Source organism: Bradyrhizobium sp. 147 (genome assembly GCF_023073935.1).
In the GTDB taxonomy this organism is placed as follows: domain Bacteria; phylum Pseudomonadota; class Alphaproteobacteria; order Rhizobiales; family Xanthobacteraceae; genus Bradyrhizobium.
The window spans coordinates 1-22,090 of record NZ_JADPKL010000132.1 but is presented as its reverse complement, the minus strand read 5'-3'; the positions used below and the strand labels follow the sequence as shown (position 1 = coordinate 22,090).

The window sequence follows — 22,090 nt, the reverse complement described above, 5'->3', positions numbered from 1 at the left end:
CCGCGGCCGCCGATACTTCGTTTGGCATCGAAGTATCTAGCCGACCGCGCCGACCTCGAACACCTCGCCATCGTAGCCGGCCTCGCGGGGGATGCGGAGCTGGCGGCCGGTTTCGGTCCTGGTCATCACAGGCATGACCGTGACGATCGATATCCCGCGGGCGTGCTCCAGTGCAGCACTCACGCTGCCCTGCTTGGCAAGCCGGATCAGATTGCGGGTGGTCGGGAACGGCAGCTTGAAGCGGCCGCTCGCCCCGCCCTCCACCGCCTCGCGCGGCGAGACCCAGATGGAGTCGGTGGACTCGCGACCATCATGGGCGCCGAGCTGATCGGGCGGCGCGGCCGCAAGGAAGAACCAGGTGTCGAACCGCTTCGGCATGCCCTCTGGCGTAATCCAGTGCGCATACGGCACGAGCGTCTCGAGCGCGAGCTGAAGACGGTTATCGGCAAGGATATCGAGGAAGCTGACCTTGTGCTCGTTGAGCGCGACGCGGTGCGCATCGGCGATCTCGCCGGCACGCTTGGCATCGACCGGTGCGCCCGAATCCTTCGATCGCGCCAGCAGGATGCCGCTCTCTTCAAAAGTCTCGCGGATCGCCGCGATCCGAAAGCCGCGGTCCGCCTCGCTTAAGCCCTCGCCGCCCGAATAGAGGTCGGCGCGGGCCACGATCTCCTTGTCGCCTGCATCGACGCTGCCGCCGGGAAACACCAGCGCGCCCGAGTTGAACTCGATCTGATGATGGCGGACCATCATGAAGACCTCGATCTCGTCGCGGCTCTTGCCGTCGACATCCGCGCCGTCGCGCAGCAGGAGGATCGTCGAGGCAGGGCGTGATGCGATGGCTTCAGGCATGCGGCTAACCTGCGGCGCTGGATTGCGGGCCGAGATTGGCGCGCTTGTCGATTCGGGCGACGCGCGACAGCAGGTATTCGACCTCCGCCTTCGCCGCCGGCGTGATGGTCGCGCCGGGCTTGCGCTGGGCGCTCGAGGCGATGATGCCGCGCTTCTGGAGCACGTATTTGCGCACGGCAAGGCCGGCGCCCGGCTGCTGCTCGTAGCGGATCAGCGGCAGATGCGCGTCGAACAGATCATGCGCGGCATCGCGCTTGCCTTCTTTCGAGAGGCGCACGACATCGATCAGGAGCTCGGGGAAGGCATAACCGGTCATGGCGCCGTCGGCGCCGCGCTCCATTTCGAAATCCAAAAAGAGGCCGCCATTGCCGCAGAGGATCGAGAGCGGACGCAGCGAGCCGTCCTTCTGGAAGCCTCGCAGCGTCGAGATCTTTTCCAGCCCCGGCCAGTCCTCATGCTTGAGCATCACGCAGTTCGGATTGTCCATAACGATCTTGCGGATCACGGCGGGGGTGAACACCACCGAGAGCGTCAGCGGATAATCCTGAAGCACCCAGGGCACGTCAGGCCCGATCGCCTCGGCAGCCTGCTTGAAATAGCCGACGATCTGGTCGTCGGTGCGGAGCGATGGTGGCGGTGCGATCATGACGCCGGCCGCGCCGGCGTCCATCGAGGCCCTTGCCAGCGAGCGCATGGTGGCAAAACCCGGCGCAGAGACGCCGACGATCACCTGCATCTTCTTGGCCCGCTTGACGAAGCGCACCGCCACCTGCTCGGCCTCGGCGGCATCGAGCTTCGGCGCCTCGCCGAGAATGCCGAGCACCGTGACGCCGTCACAGCCGATCTCCTCGTAGAAATCGGTCAGGCGGTCGATCGAGCGCTCGTCGATCCGGCCGTCGTCGTGGAACGGCGTCGGCGCGATTGCGAAAGTGCCCTTGGCATCGGCGGTGAGTTTCATGTTCGTCTCGTCTCTCTTTCTTTTGTCATTCCGGGATGGTCGGAAGGACCAGATCCGGAATCTCAAGGTTCCGGGTTCGATGCTTCGCATCGGCCCGGAACGACAACTCAGCCTAAAACCGCCGCGCCCCCATCTTGATCTGCTCCTCGGAGAAGAAGATCTCCTTGGCATGATCAACGATGTCCTGGGCCTTCCAGCCCGAGTGCGGCGGTTTCCAGCCTTCCATCTCCATCATCCGCATCTCGCGCACACCGCGGGGCCCGGACACGCCCAGCACCTTGCCGGTCTGGTCGCCCGACAAGTCGCTGACCATGTATAGCACGGCCGGCGCGATGCCGTCCGGCCCCAGCGCCGCGCCGGGGTTCTCCTTATAGCGGGGCAGGTCTGCCGTCATGCGGGTCAGCGCGCCCGGCGCCAGCGTCCAGATTCGGATGTTGTACTTGCGGCCCTCGATCGCCAGCACGTTGGACAGGCCCCAGATGCCGCCCTTGGCCGCGCCGTAATTGGTCTGGCCGAAATTGCCGATCAGGCCCGAGGTCGAGGAGGTGTTGACGATGACGCCGCCGCCGTTTTCACGCATCCAGCGAAACACCGGCAGGGTGCAACAGAAGGTGCCCTTCAGGTGGACCTTGATGACCTTGTCCCAGTCGGCTTCGGAGGCCTTGTGAAAGGTCTGGTCGCGCAGGATGCCGGCATTGTTCACCAGGATGTCTGCCCGGCCAAAGTGCTTGATGGCGTCGTCGAACACCGATTGGCCGCCCTCCATGGTGGAGATGTCGGCGCCGTTGGCGACCGCCTTGCCGCCCTCGGCCTTGATCGCGTCGACCACCTGCTGCGCCATGGAATTGTCAGCGCCGGAGCCGTCGCGGGGCCCGCCAAGGTCGTTGACGACCACCGAGGCCCCTTCCCGCGCGAACAGCTTTGCATAGGCCTCACCGAGCCCCCCGCCTGCACCAGTGATCAGCGCAACCTTGCCGTCGAGTAGTCCCATGGTGGCGTCTCCCTGTTTTTGTTTTGTCCCGGACAAGATACAGCGTGAAACTGCATCGCAGAGCCGGGACCCAGTTCTTCGTCGAGCATCCCCGGCCCCGGCTCAGCAGCGCATCACCGCGTGCTCCGCTGCGTCCGGGGCACGAGACCGACCTAACCCAGCACCGTCTTGCCGTTCTTGATCACGGTGACCCCGCGCGACTTCACCTTGGCTTCAAACGAGATCACGTTGCCGTCCTTCCAGAGGTCCATGGTCACGGTCTCGCCGGGATAGACGGGCGAAGAGAACCGGGCAACGTGCTGGCGGAAGGCCGAGGCATCGTAATCGGCATAGGTCTGGAGCACGCCGCGACAGGTGATGCCGTAGGTGCACATGCCGTGCAGGATCGGGCGCGGGAAGCCGGCCTTCCTGGCGAACTCGGGGTCGGAGTGCAGCGGGTTACGGTCGCCGCAGAGGCGATAGACCAGGGCCTGATCGGGGCGCGTCGTGATGTCGATGGTCTTGTCGGGTGCGCGCGACGGAATCTTGTGCGGATCCGGCTGCGTCAGGTTCGGACCGCCGAAGCCGCCGTCGCCACGGGCGAAGCGCGAAGCGACCAGCGTTGCCAGTTTTTCGCCCTTCTCGTTCTTCAGCACCGTCTGGTGACTGATCACGACGCCCTTGTCCTTGCCCTTGTCGTAGACCTCGAGCACGGAGGAATCGGCGGTGATGTTCGCGGCGACCGGCAGCGGCTGGTGGAAGGTGATGTCGCGCTCGCCATCGACCACCATCACGCGGTTGAGGTTCATCTCGCCGGGACCCGACCCCCACGCTGCCACGGACGCGAACGTCGGCACTCCCTTGAGCGGCCGCGGCGTCAGCGTGCCCTCGTTGACGAAGGCAAGCTCCTTCTCGTCCATGGGATCGGCGCCTAGGCCGATGCCATAGGCGTAGAGCATTACGTCGCGGTCGGTGTAGGCGTATTTCTGGCCGATGTTTTTCAGGCTTTTGAGTTCTTCGTATCTGGCGGACATGTTGTTTGTCTTCCTCCCGAATGTCTTCGGCACCGCCAGTTGAAGTGCCCTCTCCCCTTGTGGGAGAGGGCAGCGAGGACGGTGCGGCAAACTCATTTGGGTGAGGGGTTGCTTCCGCATCAAACAATCTCTCCGCGGAGCGATACCCCTCATCCGGCGCCAAAGCCGAAGCTTCGCTTCGGCGTCTTTTAAGGACGGCCGCCGGAGGCGGCCTATGCCACCTTCTCCCACAAGGGGAGAAGGAAGAAAGCAATCAGGCCGGCGTGAAGAACGGCAGCGGTGCGCCCTCGGTCGGCTTGAACACCACCTTCACCTTTTGACCGATCTTCAGCTTCTCGAGATCGCAGTCGACGAAATTGGTCTGCACCGACGGCCCCTCCTTCAGCGTGACGTAGCCGATGGCATAAGGGCCCGTCGGAGATTTCCGCATCAGGCTGTAAGTGTAGATCGCGCCCTCGCCCGACGCTTCCTCCCACACCGTCTTGTCGGAATAGCAGAACGGGCAGATCGCGCGCGGGAAGTAATGCGCTTCGCCGCAGGCGGTGCAGCGCTTGATCATGAACTTGCCCTCTTTCGCCGCGTCCCAGAACGCTGCGGTCTCGGGATTGGTCACCGGGGCCGGGTATTTTTTTGTTTCGCTCATCACACGCGCTCCAGAATGGCGGTCGAGGCGGCGTGGCGGACACCCAACAGGCCGCCGGTGCCATGGGCGATAGCGAGATCGCAATTCGGAACCTGCACCTTCGGATGCGCCTCGCCGCGCAGTTGCCTGACGGCCTCGATGATCTTGGTCATGCCGCCGCGGTTGACGGGATGATTGCTGCAGAGGCCACCGCCGTCGGTGTTGAACGGCAGCTTGCCGACGCCGGAGATCAGATTGCCGTCGGCGACGAACTTGCCGCCCTCGCCCTTCTTGCAGAAGCCGAGATCTTCGAGCTGCATCAAGACGGTGATGGTGAAGCTGTCGTAGATCGAGGCGTATCTGATGTCCTTCGGCGTGATGCCGGCTTCCTCGAAGGCGCGCGGGCCGGACCAGATACCGGCGGAATAAGTGAGGTCGAGATCCTTGCCGCCGCGCGGGCCCTTCATGGCCTCGCCATGGCCGATCAGGCGCACCTGAGGCTTCTTCAGGCTCTTGGCAATCTCTGGCGTCGTCACGATCAGCGCGCCGCCGCCATCGGAGACGACGCAGCAATCCATGCGGTGGAGGGGATCGGAGATCATCGGCGAGTTCAGGACGTCCTCGACGGTGACGACGTCCTTGAGCATCGCATGCGGATTATATTGCGCATGATGCGAGGCCGCGACCTTGATCCAGGCGAGCTGCTCGCTCGTGGTGCCATAGTCGTGCATGTGGCGCATGGCACACATGCCATAGGCATTGTGCGTGGTCGCGCCGTAAGCGGATTCGAAATCCACCTCTGCGCCGGCCGCGCGCGGCGGCATCACGCCGGTGCGCGGCTTGCCGGCCAGCGTGATCAGCGCGATCGAGCACTTGCCTGCCGCAATCGCTTCGGCGGCGTGGCCGAGATGGATGATGTAGGAACAGCCGCCGGTCTCGGTGGAATCGACATGGCGGAGTTTTTTGGTGTTCAGGCCGAGATAATCGACCATCGGCCAAGCGCCGCCGGGCGCATCGCCCGCGCAGAAATAGCCGTCGACATCGTCCTTGGAGAGCCCGGCATCCTCGATCGCGCCCTTGGCGACCTCGGCGTGGAGCTGGGCGGTGGATTTGTCCGGCGCATGCCGGGTCGGGTGTTCAAAAATCCCGGCAATGTAGGCCTTGCCCTTGATGGTCAAACTTCAGGTCTCCGCTCGCGTTTCTTCTTGCTCCGTTTTTCTGAACCGCGGTGGCCTGCTTGGCAAGCGCGGAAATATTCCGCCCCGCGAGAGGGTAGCGGCTTGGCGCAAATGCGGTCCGCCTCTTGTGCTGGATTGCGTCGTCGCAAGGGCTCCTCGCCAATGATGCAGGCGACAGCCGAGTCCTAAAGCTGTTTTGCCCGACCGCGCAAGCGATTTTCTTTTTTTACGAAAACAACCCCATGCACAGTAGAACGGGGTTGATTTCAAAGAGGAAAATCGCAGGTCTAGGAGACCTACTCCGCCGCGATCTGCCTTGGCGCGGGCGACGGGTTGGCGAGGTCAGCGGCGAGCTGGGCGTAGCGGGCCTTGGCGTCGTTTACGGCCTTCTCCTTCACCGGGCCATAGCCGCGAATGCGGTCGGGCAGCGACAGCAGCTCCACGGCGGTGTCATGCGTGACCGGCGACAGCAGGCCGAGCACGGTTGAAACGTCCTTCTCGTAGCCGGCGATCAGGTCGCGCTCGAGCTTGCGGTCGGCGCTGCGGCCGAAAATGTCGAACGGCGTGCCGCGCAGGAATTTGAATTTGGCCAGCACGCGGAAGACGTTCAGCATCCACGGGCCGAAGGCGCGCTTCTTCGGACGGCCGAGCGCATCAACGCCGCGGCTGAGGATCGGCGGCGCCAGATTGAAGTTGAACTTGAACTCGCCCTCGAACTGATCGCGGAGCTGCTGCTCGAAGGCGCCGTCGGTGTAGAGGCGCGCGACTTCGTATTCGTCCTTGTAGGCCAACAACTTGGCGTAGTTCACCGCGACGGCGCGCGGCAGCGCTTCGCCATAGCCGCCCTTCACCGCAACCTCGCGGACCTGGTCGACCAGCTTGCGATAACGTTTTGCCAGGCGAGCATTCTGATAGGCGGTGAGGTGCTTGGCGCGATGCTCGATGATCTCGTCCAACGTCATCGCCTCCAGCGTCTTGGGTACAACGACCTCGTCCGTCCCCTTCAGCATGTCGGCGAGGCGCTTGGGATCGGCGACCGCGAGGCGGCCGAGGCGGAAGGCCTCCTTGTTCATCTTGATCGAGACGCCGTTGACCTCGATGGCCTGCTCGATCGACGCCGCCGACAGCGGGAACAGCCCCTTCTGATAGGCATAGCCCATCATCATCATGTTGGTGGCGATAGCGTCGCCGAGCAGCTGCTCGGCCGGCTTGGTGAAATCGAAGAACACGGAATCCTTGTGCAGCGCCGTCTCCAGCACCGCATTGAGCTTGCGGGTCTGGAAATTGAAGTCGCGGTTGAGGACGAAATCGGCGGTCGGGATGACGTGGCTGTTGATGATGCCGCGGGTGCGGCTGGAGTCGCAGAGCGAGATCGTGTCCTTGGCAACCGCGACCACCTCGTCGGCTGCGAGCACAAGATCGGCCGTTCCGGTGACGATGCGCGAGCAGGTGACCTCGGCCGGATGATCGGACAGGCGGACGTGGCTGAGCACCGCCCCGCCCTTCTGCGCGAGACCCGACATGTCGAGGATCATCGAGGCCTTGCCCTCGATATGGGCGGCCATGCCGAGCAGCGCGCCGATGGTGAGCACACCGGTGCCGCCGACACCGCCGACTGCGATGTTGTACGGCTTGTCGAGGCTCGGGCGTGAGGCCGGCTCCGGAAGCTCGCCGATCTCGCTGAGCTCCGCCGGCGCGCGATGGCGCGGCGCACCGCCGTCGATCGTGACGAAGGACGGACAGAAACCCTTCAGGCAGGAATAGTCCTTGTTGCAGGAGGACTGGTTGATAGCCCGCTTGCGGCCGAACTCGGTCTCGAGCGGCTCGACCGAGATGCAGTTCGACTGCACCGAGCAGTCGCCGCAGCCCTCGCAGACCGCCGGGTTGATCATGACGCGGCGCGGCGGGTCTTCCATCAAGCCGCGCTTGCGCCGGCGACGCTTCTCGGCCGCGCAGGTCTGCACGAACACGATCGCAGACGTGCCCTTGTATTCGCGGCACATTTTCATGACATTGTCGAGCTCGTCGCGGTGATACTTCTTCACGCCTGGCGCGATGGTGTCGGCCGGGTAAGCATCGGGGTTTTCCGAGACCAGATAGAGCTCGCGGATGCCTTCGGCGTAAAGCTGCTGGGTGATCTGCTGCGGCGAGAGATCGCCGTCATGGCGCTGACCGCCGGTCATGGCAACGGCGTCGTTGTAGAGGATCTTGTAGGTGATGTTCGCCTTGGAGGCGATCGCCTGGCGGATGGCGAGAATGCCCGAATGGAAATAGGTGCCGTCACCGAGATTCGCGAAGATGTGGTTCTCCTTGGTGAAAGGCGCAATGCCGACCCAGGGCACGCCCTCCCCGCCCATATGCGTAAACGTTTCGGTCGAGCGGTCCATCCACAGCGCCATGAAGTGACAGCCGATGCCGGCCATGGCGCGGCTGCCTTCGGGGACTTTCGTGGATGTGTTGTGGGGACAGCCTGAGCAGAAATACGGGGTACGGGAGATGGGCGCGACCGCCTGCATCTGCGTGGCCTGGCGGCCGTTGAACCAGTCGGCCTTGACGCGGAGCATCTCCGCAATTTCAGGGTTGAGATTAAGTCGAAGCAGCCGCTCGGTTAACGAGGTCGCAAGCGAGGCGACGCTGAGCTCGGCGGCGAAGGTCAAAAAGCGCTTGTCGTGCTCGTCCATCTTGCCGACGATGCGTGGGCGGACGTCGTCACGCCAGTTGAACAACTCCTGCTTGACCTGGTTCTCGACGATCTCGCGCCGTTCCTCGACGATGAAGATTTCTTCGAGCCCCACAGCGAACTGCCGTACGCCCTCCGGCTCCAGCGGCCATGGCATGCCGATCTTGTAAAGGCGAAGGCCGATCTTCGCGGCGACCTCCTCGGTGATCCCGAGCTCGCGCAGCGCCTGGCGCACATCCTCATAGCTCTTGCCGGATGCCATGATGCCGATGCGGGCATTCGGCGAATCCATGGTGATGCGGTTCACCTTGTTGGCGCGCGCAAAGGCGATCGCGGCAAAGCCCTTGTAGTCCTGGAGGCGACGATCCTGCTCGAAGCGGTCGTCGGGCCAGCGCAGATTGAGGCCGCCGGGCGGCAGCTCGAAATCGGAGGGGATGATAAAGGGCTTCATCTCGTCGGTGAGGTCGATCTCGGCCGTGGTCTCCACCGTCTCCGTGATCACCTTCATGCCGACCCAGCAGCCGGAGTAGCGCGACATCGCGATGCCGAGCAGACCCATCTCGATCATCTCGTGGATGCTCGAGGGATAGAGATACGGCATCAGCGCCGAGATGAAGGCATGGTCGGACTGATGCGGGACGGTGGAGGATTTTGCGCCATGGTCGTCGCCGGCAAGACAGAGCACGCCGCCGTTCTTGGCCGAGCCGGCGGCATTGCCGTGGCGGAAGACGTCACCGCAACGGTCGACGCCGGGGCCCTTGCCGTACCAGATGCCGACCACGCCATCATATTGGGCGCCGGGCGAGAGGTTGAGCTGCTGCGAGCCCCATACGGCGGTCGCCGCGAGATCCTCGTTCACGCCGGGCTGAAACTTGATGTTGTACTGTTCGAGATGCTTCCGTGCGGCGAAGAGCTGCTGGTCATAGCCGCCGAGCGGGGAGCCGCGATAGCCGGAGATGAAGCCCGCGGTGTTGAGGCCGTTGGCGCGGTCGCGCCGGATCTGGGCCATGGGCAGGCGCACCAGCGCCTGAATGCCCGTGGTGAAAACGTGTCCGGTTTGCTGGGTGTATTTCTGATCGAGACTGATCGGACCCTGGTTGATGCCCATGCTGTCCTCTTCCGCCCTTCTTGGCCTTTGGCCACTTAAGCCGTTGCCTGCCCGTCATTTTTAGCTAGGGCGCGCCGACCATCTCCGCCACTCTATGTCGGAAATTTCACGCTCCGCATCACAAATCTGGAGCAAAGGGAGCGCCGGGTAAAAATCGCAATTTCGTGGCCTGAAACACGCTGGGCATTTTCAATTTGTGTCACCATACCCCCGCCGTCGCGAAATGACGTGAGGCCCCTATACTGCGGGACGACGTCGATTGGTCGCAGGAGAGGCTTTCGATGCGGACGATTCTGGCTGGCTCGGCTCTCGCGGGTTTGGCGTTGTGCAGTGCAGTTGGAGGCGCAGCCCGCGCCGCCGAGCCCTCGCCGGAGCTGATCGCCTACGGCAAGATGCTGGTCGAGGCCGGCAACTGCGCGGGCTGCCACACCGCCGATCCGGCAAAGCCGTTCGCGGGCGGAAAGCGCATCGATACGCCCTTCGGTGCGATCTACGCGCCAAACCTGACGCCAGACCGCGACTTCGGGATCGGCGCCTGGACCGATGCCGACTTCACGCGCGCCTTGCGCTATGGCCTCGCGCCTGACGGTTCGAACTACTACCCGGCTTTTCCCTATCCCTATTTCACGCGGATGACGAAGGACGACACGCTGGCGATCCGGGCCTATCTGGGAACGCTGGCGCCGGTCGCCAACCGCAACAAGCCGCCGGAGCTGCGCTGGCCATTCGGTTATCGCGGGCTGATGCGGGTCTGGAACTATCTGTACTTTAAGCCTGGCCTGTTCGAGCCGGACCAGAGCCAGAGCGCCGCGTGGAACAGAGGCGGCTATCTCGTCACCGGTCTCGGCCATTGCGGCGCCTGCCACACGCCGAAGAACTATTTTGGCGCGGACAAGCAAGCGCAGGCGCTGTCCGGCAACGAGGTCGGCGGCTGGTATGCCCCAAGGCTCGACGGCGCCGCGCGCACCGGGCTGAAGTCGTGGAGCGCCGACGATATCACCGAATATCTGCAAAGCGGCCGCAACGCCAAAAGCCATGCCGGCGGGCCGATGGCGGAGGTGATCGTCAACTCGACCTCGAAGATGAGCGATGCCGACGTGCGTGCGATCGCGGTCTACCTGAAGAGCCTGCCGCCGGCGCGGCGCGAGACCATCGTGACGCCGGCTGACGTTGCCGAGATGAAGGCCGGCCAGGCAGTCTACGCAAAGCTCTGTGTCGCCTGCCACGAGGCCGACGGCACAGGCAGCCCACGGATATATCCGCCGCTGCCCGGCAACGCTCTGCTGCAATCGGTCAATCCGTCCTCCACCTTGCGCATCATCCTCGATGGCGCCCACACCGTGACGACGCCGCGTGCGCCCAACACCGCCGAGATGCCGGCCTATGCCAAGCAATTGTCCGACGACGAGATCGCGGCAGTGACGAACTACATCCGCAATTCCTGGGGCAATGCGGGCCCGATGGTGACGTCGGCGCAGGTGGCAAAGGCCAGGAAGGAAGAGCCGTAGGTCCGGGCCGTCGCCCTCTCTCCGTCATTGGCGAGCAATCCAAGTCTTCGAGGCGAAGAAAGCGCGCTATTTCTTTTCATCCCCTGTGAACACGAATTTCGGCATCTCCCATCTGTAGCGGACCGCGAGCAGACGGAAGCTGAGGCCGAGCACGAAGGTCAGGATCGTCCAGAGCTCGGCATTGAGATTGAGACCGAAGGCTGTGGCGTAGAACAGCCCGGTCACGACCGAGACGCTGGCGTAGAGCTCGGATCGGAACAGGAGCGGCACGTCGTTGCAGAGCACGTCGCGCAGCACGCCGCCGGCGCAGCCCGTCACCATGCCCGAGACGATCACGATCGGCAGCGAGGCATCCATCTGCCAGCCGACATTGCAGCCGATCATGGTGAAGACGATGAGGCCGATCGCATCGAGAACGATGAATGCGAGGTGCAGCCGATGCACCAGCCGCGCGATCAGGATCGTCAGCAGCGCTGCCCCGCCCGGCAGCGCGAGGTAGATCGGGTTGGCGACCCACACCAAAGGATAGTGACCGAGAAACAGGTCGCGCAGCGTGCCACCGCCAAGCGCGGTCACGCCGGCGAGAAGACAAACGCCGACATAGTCCATGCTCCGTCGACCGGCGGCCAGCGCGGCCGTCATGCCCTCCGCCGTCAAGGCGACCAACGCCAGAACATGCAGGACGCCGTCCGTCGGCAGCAGGCTCCACATGGATTTGTTTTCCTTCTGTGGAACCTGGTCCACGGTTCCCATGGACAGGTTCCTGATTCCCGTGGCCGGAGCAACATGCGACGAAAGCATAAAGCGCCGGGAACGGAATCTCGCATCCATGGGTTGTCCCGCGGCAATAACCCGAGGAGACCAATCGATGGCTGACGACCGTTTTCCCAACGATCCGTACCGCCCGAACCTCGCCGACGATGAGTATCTTCGCGCGGCGCGCCGGGATGCCGACCTTCAGGCCGATCCGGAGCTTGGCGAAGGCCCCGCCTCCAGCGGCAAGGTTGCGCTGTTCGCCGTCGCGATTGCGCTGGTGCTCGGTGCCGTGTTCTACGGCCTGAACAATACCAGCACGACCAACCAGGCCAGCAACGCGCCGACGTCGCAGACCGCGCAGACGCAGCCGACCAATCCGACCGCGCCTCCCGGCATGCGCGACGTAACGCCGCGCAACAACACCGGGCCGGGCGTGACCACGGGTGCGGCACCGAGCAAGCCGGCGCCCGATACGCAGACGCCGTCTGACGGCGCGAAGTAAAAGTAACACGATAGCTGTCGTCGCCCGACTGACCGGGCGGCCCAGCACTCCGAGACGGTCGTGGCTAAAATCGAGAAGCCTCGGCGTAGCGGATCCCCGTCCCGTGCGCAATTGCGCACTAGGCGGGGCATGACAGCGAGAGGCTACGAAAGCGGCGGGACCCAAAAGGTCCGCCGCTTTTCCTTTGGGTCAGCTGAACATCTTGTTCAGCTCGCCGCCGGAATAGCCGTTGCCGAGCTCGGTGAAGGTCCCCTGCTCCGCCATTTCCTTGGCCGCGCGCATGAAACCGCCCCAGGCGGCGCGGGCGAGCGAGCCGCCGACGCTGATGCGACGCACGCCGAGATCGGCCGCCTGCTGCAACGACAGGCCGGAGCCACCGATCAGGAGATTGAACGGTTTTGGATGCACCGCCTTCACCACCGCCGCAATGTCCTCGCGGCTCTTCAGGCCCGGCGCATAAAGGCAATCGGCGCCGGCGTCCGCGTAGGCGGTGAGCCGGTCGATGATCAGCTTGAGATCGGTCACGCCCCACAGATAAGCCTCGCAGCGGCCGACCAGCAGCGTGCCGCTGTCGCCGATCGCCTCGCGCGAGGCCTTGATCCGCTCGACCGCGAGCGCGCGGTCGTAGAGCGGCTTGGCCTTGTCGCCGGTGGAATCCTCGATCGACAGGCCGGCAACGCCGGTGCGGACACAGCGCTCGACATTGTCCGCGACCTTGTCCGGCTCGACGGCAAAGCCGCTCTCGAAATCCGCATTCACGGGAATGTCGACGGCGGAGCTCAATGCTGCCAGATGCTGACAGACCTCCTCGACGCTGACGTGATTATCGGCCTTGCCGATGGTCCAGGCAAAGCCCGCGCTCGATGACGCAATCGCCTTGAAACCGAGATGCTGCAACGCCTTGGCGCTGCCGACGTCGACTGGGTTGGGCAGGATGAAGCAGCCGCTCTCGTGCATCTTCCTGAACGTCGCGCGCTTGTCAGCGGTTGTCACGTGCATGTTTCTCTCCCTTATTGGCCGCGAAGACATAGGCGCGCATTCAGGGCAGCGCTAGTGCGCGCCCGGGCAGCGCTAGTGCGCGCCGGGCAGCGCAAGGGCGCGCCCGGGGCAGCGCTAATGTGCGTCGTGCACGGCGCGGCTGTCCTTCGGCGCCTGCTCGCGATCATTCATGCCGTAGTCACGGATGACGCTGGCGATGCGCAAATGATAATCGGCGAAGATCTTCGCCCTGCCCTTGGCCTGGGTACGGCGATGCTCCATCGTGTTGCGCCAGGCTTGCACGGCCGCCTGATCCCGCCAGAACGATACCGACAGGATCTTGCCCTTCTCGGTGAGGCTCTCGAAGCGCTCGACGGAGATGAACCCGTCGATGGTTTGCAGGATCGGCTTCAGATCGGCCGCGAGGTCGAAATAGTCCTGGCGGTGTTCCGGCTTCGGCCAGACTTCGAAGATCACAGCGATCATGGGCGTCTCCTGCTAACGATGTCGTGGCCTACAATACCACCTTGCGCAGGAAGCTGCGCTCTTCCGCGAGGATAAACTTGTTCTCCTCGGCGAAATGGAAGTTCGCCATGCCTTCGGTGTCCTGCCGCAGCCGCGCCCGATAGGCTTCATAGGCGGCCAGGCTCTCGAAGGTGATCAGCGCGAAGGCGATGTTGTTGGTGCCCTCATGCGGCATGAAATAGCCGATCAGCTCGCCGCCGCATTTCGGGATGATGGTGAGCCAGCGTTTCGAATATTCCTCGAATTGGGCGCGCTTGAATGGATCAAGCTGGTAGCGGATGAAGACGGTGATGGACATGGTGGGCTCCTGTGTTTCCGTCGTTTTGCGAGCGCAGCGATCACCAAAGTCAGCCCCTCACCCTGAGGAGCCGCGTGCGCGGCGTCTCGAAGGGCGAGGCCACCAGCCGGGCCTTCCTCCTTCGAGACGCGCGCAAAGGCGCGCTCCTCAGGATGAGGGTCAAGTAGTGACGATCGCTTCGCCGTCGTTCGCAATGACGACTTGGTGAAAACCTACCTCCTTGCCGGACGTTGATGCTTCGGCTACCATCGAAGCATGAAATCAGGTCCTGACATCGCCATGGTCGCCTCCCTGGTCGGCGATCCCGCGCGCGCCAACATGCTCACCGCGCTGATGAACGGCCGTGCGCTGACCGCGAGCGAATTGGCGCAGGAGGCCGGCATCACGCCGCAGACTGCGAGCTCGCACCTGTCGAAGCTCGAGGCCGGCGGCCTCGTCGAGCCGGAGAAGCAGGGCAGGCATCGCTACTACCGCCTCACCGATGACGACGTCGCCGGCGTGCTCGAGGGCCTGGCGGGGCTTGCCGCGCGGACCGGCCACATGCGCGTGCGCACCGGGCCGAAGGATCCGGCGTTGCGGCGCGCGCGGATCTGCTACGACCATCTCGCCGGCGATCTCGGCGTGCAGATGCTCGACACCATGCGCGCGCGGCAGCTGGTCAGGCAGAAGAAGCAGGAGATCGAGCTGACGGCGGAGGGCGAGCGCTTCCTGGCCAAGCATTTGCAGATCTCGCCCGACATGCTGACCCATCCGCGCCGCCCGGTGTGCAAGGCCTGTCTCGACTGGAGCGAGCGGCGGCATCATCTCGCCGGCACACTGGGGGCGGCCATGATGCAGCGCTTCGCCGAACTCAAATGGGCCGCACGCGACGCCACGCCCGGAAGCCGCGTTGTGAATTTCACCCGCACCGGCGAGAAACAGTTCGCTGCGCTGTTCGGGAATGGCAAGGACTGATCACGCAAGCTGCGTGACGGCACACAATGCCGTGTGAACTCCCATTGTTGTCGTGGCCGGGCTTGACCCGGCCATCCATCACTTTATGCGCATTGTCGTTCCGGGGCGATGCGGAGCAGCGAACTCGGAACCTCGAGATTCCGGGTTTCGCGTCGTCGACGTGCCCTGGAATGACGGCTCCAAACACGAGACCCCCAATGAACCGCTTCCTCCGGGCCGCGCTCTGCGCCGCCCTCCTCGCATTCCCGCTCACATCCGCCCGCGCCGACACCGCGCCGCGCGAGCCCTACGGCGTCGCGCTCGAAGGCTTTGCCTATCCCTATCCCGTGCACCTTTTGCCGCTCGTCAATGACGGCGAGCAGCTCAGCATGGCCTATATGGACGTGTCTGCCGCGCAACCGAACGGCCGCACCGTGGTGCTGCTGCACGGGCGTAATTTCCCGTCGAGCTACTGGGCCCCCGTGATCAAGATGCTGAGCGAGGCGGGTTATCGCGTCGTCGTGCCGGACCAGGTCGGCTTCGGCAAATCCTCCAAGCCGCAGGGTGAACTCCATTTCGACACGCTGACGCGCAACACGATTGCGCTGCTCGATCATCTCAAGATCGACAGGGCCGAGATCGTCGCTCATTCGCTCGGCGGCATGCTCGGTGTGCGCATCGCCCGCGCCTATCCCGACCGCATCGCCCATCTGGTGCTGACCGCGCCGATCGGACTGGAGGACTACCGCCTCTACGTGCCGCCGACGCCGACCGAGAAGATGATCGAGACCGAGGACAAGCTCACGGCGGACGGCTATCGCAAGCAGCTCCAGACCAACTATTCGATCAAGCTGCCGCCAGAGGCGATCACCCCGTTCGTCGATGCCCGTTTCAACATCAAGGGCAGCCCCGATTATCCGCGCTGGCTGCGTGCCTTCGTCAGCTCCGGCCAGATGATCTATCGCGAGCCGGTGGCACACGAAATCCCGCTCATCACACTGCCCACGCTGTTCGTAATGGGCGCCGACGATCACAACGCGCCCGGACGAGTGAGCGCGCCGGAGGCGCTGCGCGCCAAGATGGGGCAGAATGCCGAACTCGCGAAAGCGCTCGCCGCGAAGATGCCGAATGCGCGGGCCGAGGTAATCCCGGACACCGGCCATCTGGTCTTCCTGGAAGCGCCGGAGAAGTATCGGGAGCTGGTGCTGGAGTTTCTTGGCCGCTAGCGCCGTCGCCATCGCGTGAAGCGGCATGCGGAGCAATGTTCATGCCGCATTCAGGTCATGATTGGCAGGCTTGGATCGCGACGTGTCGGCACGCCCCCGATTAACGTGTCGAATCGTGTCTGTTGACTCATTGTTCGCCGCAAGCGCCATCCCCTAAGCCTCTCCCGAAGGACCAGAAGGAAGATCAAATGAAATACCTGTTCGCCGCCGTCATGCTCGCCAGCGCGGTCGTCGGTTTCAGCGAAGCGGCCAGCGCCGCCGGCGGCTGCGGCCCCGGCTGGTATCGCGGCCCCTATGGCGGCTGCCGTCCGATGCGCGGTGCAGTCGTTGTGCGCCCCGCGCCCGTGGTGGTCGCCCCGCCGGTCGTCGTGGTGCCCCGCGCACGCGCGTGCCCCTATGGCTTCCGCTGGTACGCCGGCCGCTGCCGTCCGTTCTGATCCTTTCGCATCGCAAAATGGCCGCGCGGGACCGCCTGCGCGGCCATTTTCGTTTTGGCGCCGTCGACGGCGCCGTCGACGCTGTGTTTGAGCGCCTCCCGAAGCGAGACGGGGACCGCCAGCGGCGATCCCCGGTCCAATTCGCGGTTGCCGCGGGCTTACCAATAACGGCGGCGGTGCCAGCGCCGGCGACGCCAACCCCAATGGCGGTGGCGCCAGCCCCAATGCCGGCCGCGCCCACGCCAGTGCACCTGCTCAGGCTTCGCCTGCCCGGCTTCTTCGCTGGTGGTGACTGCGGGATGAGCGTCTGAGTGACCTTGCGGCATGCGGGTGGGATCAGCGAGCGGCTGCGGTGACAGCGGCGCGGCCTGCGCGGTCGCGGCAAAGGCGGCGGCTCCCGCCGTCACTCCCAGTGCAAGTTTCAAAAAATTTCGGCGCTCCATGGCTTCTTCCTCTTGGATCGTCGTGCCCGTGATGCCGAGGAAGTGTCGCGGTGACGACATGAACCGAAGCTGAATCATGCGTTCAGTTTCGATGAGAAGCGGACGGTATTGCCTGTCGCCTACGTCGCGAACTCCTGCGCCAGCACCAGCGTCTCGCGCGTGCGCGTCACGTCGGGCCAGTCGCGGTTGAAGTCGGCCGTCAGGCGCTTCAGCGCATCACCCTTCAGCATCGCCGCGAGTTTCGCCTCGTCATCGAACTGATACATGGCCTGATGCAGCGAGGGATCGTCCAGGCTCCAGAACCGCCAGGCCTTGGCTACGCCGAACGCCCTCACCGCATCGGGCAGATGTTCCGTCTGGTACCATCTGTCGAAGGCGGCGCGCTTGCTCGCGTCGGTGACGGTGGCGCGGACGACGAAGAACGCTGATGGCATCGGGTTTCCTCCCATTGTTTGAGCGCAGACTAGCCGCTTCACTCGCCGGCGACAAAAACAGTTGTCACCGGTGTCGGAATGCGTGCCCTTTGCTCGTCCTTGGTCTGAGCCAAGACACGGAGAGACGACATGGCCGACGACCTCACGCTGACCACCTTCGACTGGGTTCCCGAGATGCCCAGGGGTTTCGTGCGCGACCTCCGTGTGCGCTGGGCGCTCGAAGAAGCGGCTTTGCCCTATCGCGTCGCGAGCGTGCCGTTCGAGGACCGCGGCGCCGCACATCTTTCGCACCAGCCCTTCGGCCAGGTGCCGTGGCTGACCGATGGCGACCTCTCGATCTTCGAGAGCGGCGCGATCCTGCTGCATCTCGGCGAGCGCAGCGACAAGCTGATGCCATCGGATCCGCGTCGCCGCAGTGAGGCGACGAAATGGGTGTTCGCCGCGCTCAATTCGGTGGAGATGGCGAGCCTGCCCTGGGCGATGCTGAACTTCATGGGCAATGCGGACGGCACGCCAGCATGGAAATTCCTGGACGGGTTCCTTACGGTTCGTCTCAAGCATCTCGAACCGGTGCTGGCCCGCCGCGAATGGTTGGCGGGGTCCTTCTCCGTCGCCGACATCCTGATGTCGGACGTGCTGCGCCCCGTCGACCGCTTCGAGGGACTTGCGAGCTACCCGGCCTGCCGCGCTTACCTCGCCCGGGCCACGGCCCGCCCAGCCTTCCTCAAAGCCCGCGCGGACCAGATGGCGCATTTCGCCGCGGGGGATGCGGCCCGCCGAGCGTGACCTGCCGCACATCATTAACCCGGTGGTAAGCGTACGCTCATAGCCATCGGAACGAAACAATTTGCCTCAAATTATTCGAGGCGAAAGGTGACCCATGGCCCGTATCGCGTATCTCAAAGAACAGATTGCCCGCGCCGAGCGCTTGGCAAAGGCGATCCTCGACCAGCAAACCGCGGAACGCCTTCAGGCCTTCGCAGCCGAATGCCGCGCGGAGTTGCAGGTGCTGACGCTCAGGACTGCGGCGTAGGACGTGCGACGCGTCGCGTCACGCCAGCTTCAGCGGCGTATCGGCAACGACGCGAAGATCGATGCTTCCGATCAGCGCCGAACGACGCGCCTCCGCAGCGCTGATGGCCTCGTCCGTCTGCCGCAACGTGCTGACGTTCGAGCCGAGCGAGACGATCCCACCCAACACCAGAGCGATCGATCCGAGCGCGGCGGTCTGGCCTAATCCCAACAGACCGAGGATCGTGACGAGCAGCAGCGCGGTCCCGCCGCCGATGGCGATCTTGGACGCCAGAATGTATTTCCGGCACCGCTCCGCAATCTCGGCGAGCGCTTCGATCCGCGCCTCGATATCGGAGATCTCATCGATCGGATCGTCTTCGGTCATGCGAATTCAGAAGATGTTGGTGGCCCGCATCAGCGAAGCGACATGCCGGGCTTAGGGCAAGGACCCCGGATGTCGCTGCGCTCATCCGGGGCCGTGCGCTCACAGCGGCAAATTATCGTGCTTCTTTACCGGCATTTCCGTCTTCTTGTCCTTCAGCATCGCGAGCGCCCGGGCGATCCGCTTTCTTGTCGAATGCGGCATGATGACGTCGTCGATGTAGCCGCGCTCGGCGGCGATGAACGGCGATAAGAACCGGTCTTCGTATTCCTTGGTTCGCGCCGCGATCTTGTCGGGGTCGCCGAGGTCGCTGCGGAAGATGATCTCGACCGCGCCCTTGGCGCCCATCACCGCGATCTGGGCGGTCGGCCAGGCGTAGTTCATGTCGGCGCCGATCTCCTTGGAGGCCATGACGTCGAAGGCACCACCATAGGCCTTGCGGGTGATGATGGTCACCAGCGGCACGGTGCATTGCGAATAGGCGAACAGCAGCTTGGCGCCGTGCTTGATCAGGCCGCCATATTCCTGCGCGGTGCCCGGTAGGAAGCCCGGCACGTCGACGAAGGTGACAATCGGGATGTTGAAGGCGTCGCAGAAACGGACGAAGCGCGCGGCCTTCCGCGAGGCATCGCTGTCGAGCACGCCGGCCAGCACCATCGGCTGGTTGGCGACGAAGCCGACGGTGCGGCCCGCGATGCGGCCAAAGCCTGTGACGATGTTCTTGGCGAAAGCTTCCGCAATCTCGAAGAAGTCGCCCTCGTCCACGACCTTCAGGATCAATTCCTTCATGTCGTAGGGCTTGTTCGGATTGTCGGGGATCAGCGTATCCAGCGACATGTCGATGCGGCCGATGTCGTCGAAGCTCGGCCATTCCGGCACGCCGTCGGTGTTGTTGGATGGCAGGAAGTCGATCAGACGGCGCATCTGGAGCAGCGTCTCGACGTCGTTCTCGAAGGCGCCATCCGCGATCGAGGAGCGCGTGGCGTGCACCGAGGCGCCGCCGAGCTCTTCGGCCGTGACGACCTCGTTCGTTACCGTCTTCACGACGTCGGGGCCGGTGACGAACATGTAGCTGGTGTTCTTCACCATGAAGATGAAGTCGGTCATCGCGGGTGAATAGACGTCGCCGCCGGCGCAGGGGCCCATGATGACGGAGATCTGCGGGATCACGCCCGAGGCGAGCACGTTGCGGCGGAACACGTAGGAATAGCCGGCCAGCGCGGCGACGCCCTCCTGGATACGGGCGCCGCCGGCGTCATAGAGGCCGATGATCGGCGCTCGCGCCTTCATCGCCATGTCCTGCAGCTTCGTGATCTTCAGCGCGTGCGTCTCGGACAGCGAGCCGCCGAACACGGTGAAATCCTTGGCGAAGACGAAGGTCTTGCGGCCATTGACGGTGCCCCACCCGGTGACGACGCCATCGCCCGGGATCTTGTTCTTCTCCATGCCGAACTCGGTGGAGCGATGCTCGACGAACATGTCGAATTCCTCGAACGATCCCTTGTCGAGCAGGAGCTCGATGCGCTCGCGCGCGGTCAGCTTGCCGCGGGCGTGCTGCGCCTCGATGCGCTTCTCCCCGCCGCCGAGCTTGGCACCGGCACGACGATCTTCAAGGGCGTCCAGGATGTGTTTCATTTGCTCCCGCCAGTTCTTAAGCCTTAAGCGATGCCGGGGTTCTAACACGGCATTTTGCGGCCCGGAAAGCGCCTTTCGGCGCCGCAGGGCTGCCCTGCCGCAGCGTGAAAGCGCAAGGAATTACAAAGTTTTGCCTGGGAGGCGAGCATGGTCAGGGGCATCGCCAGGACAGGCCGGGTTCGGCTTCGCCCCTCTCGGCGGGAGCGCCCGATCCTGGCCGTCGCCCGCAAATTGCCGTCCAACCCGGTTGACCAGGCCAGCCGATTCAGGCTTGCTCCGAACCCACGATCAGGCGCCAATGTTGAGTGAGCCGAGTTGGTACGGCGGCGGTCCTCATGTCTGGCGCAAGCATCACGCAATGTCCACGACGATCGTTCCAGCGCGCGAGCCTGTTGTTGCACCCGATCAAAATCACGAGAGGAGATCCGATGCCGAGGGCATTCCGCGTTGCTGTGGCGCTCTTTATATCGACTCTGTTCGCGGGCATTGGCGCCAACGCACAATCGCTTCCGAAAGAGGTCGCCACCCGCGCCGAGATTTATCCAATCCCCTCGCTCACCCTCTCCGACCAGCAATTCCTCAGTGGTGATGCGGCGGCCGGCAAGCCGGTGACGGTCGCGGGCGAACTGCGCGTCGCGCAAGGGACCGGAAAACTCCCCGTCGTGGTGCTGATGCACGGCTCGAGCGGCGTCGGCGCCACCACGGAAGCCTGGGTGCACGCGTTCAACGCTATGGGTATCTCCACCTTCGTGGTCGACGGCTTTACAGGGCGCGGCCTGACGCTGGTTGGGCCGAACCAGGCCTTGCTGGGCCGGCTCAATTTGATCGTGGACATCTACCGGTCGCTGGAGATTTTAGCGAAGCATCCCCGCGTCGATCCTGACCGCATCGTGCTGATGGGCTTTTCACGCGGCGGACAGGCGACGCTCTATGCGAGCCTCGAGCGCTTCAACAAGCTGTGGAACAAGTCAGGCATCCAGTTCGCGGCCTATATCCCGTTCTATCCGGATTGCTCGACGACCTATGTTGGCGATAGCGAAGTCGTCGCGCGACCGATCCGCATCTTCCACGGTGCGCCCGACGACTACAATCCCGTGAAAAGCTGCAGGGCTTTCGTCGAGCGGCTCAAGGCGGCCGGGCGCGACGTGGTGCTGACCGAATATCGTGACAGTGCACATGGGTTCGACAGCGGCCTGCTCGGCGTCAATACCGTCGCTGTGTCCGCCAACGCGCAAACCGTGCGCAACTGCCATATCAAGGAAGGTGACGGCGGCGTGTTGATGAACGGCGATACCAACGCGCCCTTCTCCTACAAGGACGCCTGTGTCGAGCTCAACCCGCATGTCGGCGGCAATCCGAAGACAGCCGCCGAAGCGCGCAAGGCCGTGGAGGAGTTTTTGCAGGTGCTGTTCAAATTGGGGTGAGACTGTTTGCTCCGCCCCAGCTCTCGTAGGGTAGGCAAAGCGGAGCGTGCCCACCACAGATCATGACACGGAGAGAAGGTGGGCACGGCGCTGCGCGCCTTTGCCCACCCTTGTATTAGCCTGATCGGTTATGTTGAGCCGTTCCGTGAGGAATGGCCCAGCCCGGGTGGCCGCCCGAGCTGGGTCGCCGTTC

Annotated in this window: 23 protein-coding genes; 8 read left to right on the top strand and 15 right to left on the bottom strand. The window is 64.1% G+C overall.

All coding sequences use genetic code 11. The annotated features are described in order from the left end of the window. Positions 1-36: 36 nt before the first annotated feature. The 7 genes from IVA87_RS30855 to IVA87_RS30825 form a co-directional block, all read right to left on the bottom strand. On the bottom strand, positions 37-852 hold the full coding sequence (locus IVA87_RS30855) for an NUDIX hydrolase (RefSeq protein WP_247301128.1): 816 nt from the start codon (positions 850-852) through the stop codon (positions 37-39). Between the two features lie 4 nt (positions 853-856). Beyond that, the gene (locus IVA87_RS30850; RefSeq protein WP_247301129.1) at positions 857-1,810 is read right to left on the bottom strand and encodes a dihydrodipicolinate synthase family protein; all 954 of its coding nucleotides are present in this window, start codon (positions 1,808-1,810) and stop codon (positions 857-859) included. A 112-nt stretch (positions 1,811-1,922) separates the two neighbouring features. Then, the gene (locus tag IVA87_RS30845) at positions 1,923-2,801 is read right to left on the bottom strand and encodes an SDR family oxidoreductase (protein ID WP_247301130.1); all 879 of its coding nucleotides are present in this window, start codon (positions 2,799-2,801) and stop codon (positions 1,923-1,925) included. A 152-nt stretch (positions 2,802-2,953) separates the two neighbouring features. Continuing rightward, a complete protein-coding gene (locus tag IVA87_RS30840) occupies positions 2,954-3,814 on the bottom strand; it encodes a MaoC family dehydratase (RefSeq protein WP_247336711.1) in 861 nt (286 codons plus the stop codon). Positions 3,815-4,067: 253 nt separating this feature from the next. Continuing rightward, complete coding sequence (locus IVA87_RS30835; protein WP_247336708.1) at positions 4,068-4,457, bottom strand: OB-fold domain-containing protein; 390 nt, start codon at positions 4,455-4,457, stop codon at positions 4,068-4,070. Then, on the bottom strand, positions 4,457-5,614 hold the full coding sequence (locus tag IVA87_RS30830; protein ID WP_247301133.1) for a thiolase domain-containing protein: 1,158 nt from the start codon (positions 5,612-5,614) through the stop codon (positions 4,457-4,459). The genes IVA87_RS30835 and IVA87_RS30830 overlap by 1 nt, the downstream gene beginning before the upstream one ends. Positions 5,615-5,910: 296 nt before the next feature. Then, positions 5,911-9,402, bottom strand: coding sequence for an indolepyruvate ferredoxin oxidoreductase family protein (locus tag IVA87_RS30825; RefSeq protein WP_247336705.1), 3,492 nt, complete (start codon positions 9,400-9,402; stop codon positions 5,911-5,913). 281 nt (positions 9,403-9,683) lie between these two features. On the opposite strand from IVA87_RS30825, the gene IVA87_RS30820 reads away from it, so the two are divergent. Further along, a complete protein-coding gene (locus IVA87_RS30820; protein ID WP_247336701.1) occupies positions 9,684-10,910 on the top strand; it encodes a c-type cytochrome in 1,227 nt (408 codons plus the stop codon). 66 nt (positions 10,911-10,976) lie between these two features. Here IVA87_RS30820 and IVA87_RS30815 read toward each other — a convergent pair whose 3' ends face one another. Further along, positions 10,977-11,621, bottom strand: a complete 645-nt coding sequence (locus tag IVA87_RS30815) for a trimeric intracellular cation channel family protein (RefSeq protein ID WP_247336738.1) — start codon at positions 11,619-11,621, stop codon at positions 10,977-10,979. Positions 11,622-11,778: 157 nt separating this feature from the next. Here IVA87_RS30815 and IVA87_RS30810 point away from each other — a divergent pair, with 157 nt between their 5' ends. After that, the gene (locus IVA87_RS30810; protein WP_247276212.1) at positions 11,779-12,168 is read left to right on the top strand and encodes a hypothetical protein; all 390 of its coding nucleotides are present in this window, start codon (positions 11,779-11,781) and stop codon (positions 12,166-12,168) included. 189 nt (positions 12,169-12,357) lie between these two features. Here the strand turns inward: IVA87_RS30810 and IVA87_RS30805 are convergent, their stop codons facing one another. From IVA87_RS30805 to IVA87_RS30795, 3 genes are all read right to left on the bottom strand, one after another. Beyond that, positions 12,358-13,167, bottom strand: a complete 810-nt coding sequence (locus tag IVA87_RS30805) for an isocitrate lyase/phosphoenolpyruvate mutase family protein (RefSeq protein WP_247336698.1) — start codon at positions 13,165-13,167, stop codon at positions 12,358-12,360. 114 nt (positions 13,168-13,281) lie between these two features. Next, the gene (locus IVA87_RS30800) at positions 13,282-13,632 is read right to left on the bottom strand and encodes an antibiotic biosynthesis monooxygenase (protein WP_247336695.1); all 351 of its coding nucleotides are present in this window, start codon (positions 13,630-13,632) and stop codon (positions 13,282-13,284) included. Positions 13,633-13,660: 28 nt separating this feature from the next. Further along, positions 13,661-13,969 (bottom strand): NIPSNAP family protein, encoded by a 309-nt coding sequence (locus tag IVA87_RS30795; protein ID WP_247336693.1) that lies wholly within the window; start codon positions 13,967-13,969, stop codon positions 13,661-13,663. Between the two features lie 255 nt (positions 13,970-14,224). On the opposite strand from IVA87_RS30795, the gene IVA87_RS30790 reads away from it, so the two are divergent. The 3 genes from IVA87_RS30790 (at position 14,225) to IVA87_RS30780 (ending at position 16,565) form a co-directional block, all read left to right on the top strand. Continuing rightward, positions 14,225-14,923, top strand: a complete 699-nt coding sequence (locus IVA87_RS30790) for a winged helix-turn-helix domain-containing protein (protein WP_247276208.1) — start codon at positions 14,225-14,227, stop codon at positions 14,921-14,923. Between the two features lie 197 nt (positions 14,924-15,120). After that, complete coding sequence (locus IVA87_RS30785; protein WP_247336691.1) at positions 15,121-16,128, top strand: alpha/beta hydrolase; 1,008 nt, start codon at positions 15,121-15,123, stop codon at positions 16,126-16,128. A 188-nt stretch (positions 16,129-16,316) separates the two neighbouring features. Continuing rightward, complete coding sequence (locus tag IVA87_RS30780) at positions 16,317-16,565, top strand: hypothetical protein (RefSeq protein WP_247336688.1); 249 nt, start codon at positions 16,317-16,319, stop codon at positions 16,563-16,565. Positions 16,566-16,723: 158 nt separating this feature from the next. Here IVA87_RS30780 and IVA87_RS30775 read toward each other — a convergent pair whose 3' ends face one another. Then, positions 16,724-17,008, bottom strand: a complete 285-nt coding sequence (locus IVA87_RS30775) for a twin-arginine translocation signal domain-containing protein (protein WP_247336736.1) — start codon at positions 17,006-17,008, stop codon at positions 16,724-16,726. A gap of 119 nt (positions 17,009-17,127) precedes the next feature. Next, positions 17,128-17,442, bottom strand: coding sequence for a hypothetical protein (locus IVA87_RS30770; RefSeq protein WP_247336686.1), 315 nt, complete (start codon positions 17,440-17,442; stop codon positions 17,128-17,130). Between the two features lie 129 nt (positions 17,443-17,571). On the opposite strand from IVA87_RS30770, the gene IVA87_RS30765 reads away from it, so the two are divergent. Next, positions 17,572-18,228: a glutathione S-transferase family protein gene (locus tag IVA87_RS30765; protein ID WP_247336683.1), complete on the top strand. Its 657-nt coding sequence runs from the start codon at positions 17,572-17,574 to the stop codon at positions 18,226-18,228. 94 nt (positions 18,229-18,322) lie between these two features. Further along, positions 18,323-18,475, top strand: a complete 153-nt coding sequence (locus IVA87_RS30760) for a hypothetical protein (RefSeq protein ID WP_247276202.1) — start codon at positions 18,323-18,325, stop codon at positions 18,473-18,475. Between the two features lie 18 nt (positions 18,476-18,493). Here the strand turns inward: IVA87_RS30760 and IVA87_RS30755 are convergent, their stop codons facing one another. Together IVA87_RS30755 and IVA87_RS30750 are read right to left on the bottom strand one after the other, a co-directional pair. Continuing rightward, on the bottom strand, positions 18,494-18,841 hold the full coding sequence (locus IVA87_RS30755) for a hypothetical protein (RefSeq protein WP_247336680.1): 348 nt from the start codon (positions 18,839-18,841) through the stop codon (positions 18,494-18,496). A gap of 99 nt (positions 18,842-18,940) precedes the next feature. Then, positions 18,941-20,473, bottom strand: coding sequence for an acyl-CoA carboxylase subunit beta (locus tag IVA87_RS30750; RefSeq protein ID WP_247336677.1), 1,533 nt, complete (start codon positions 20,471-20,473; stop codon positions 18,941-18,943). 428 nt (positions 20,474-20,901) lie between these two features. Here IVA87_RS30750 and IVA87_RS30745 point away from each other — a divergent pair, with 428 nt between their 5' ends. Further along, positions 20,902-21,897, top strand: coding sequence for a dienelactone hydrolase family protein (locus tag IVA87_RS30745; RefSeq protein ID WP_247336674.1), 996 nt, complete (start codon positions 20,902-20,904; stop codon positions 21,895-21,897). Positions 21,898-22,090: the final 193 nt, after the last annotated feature.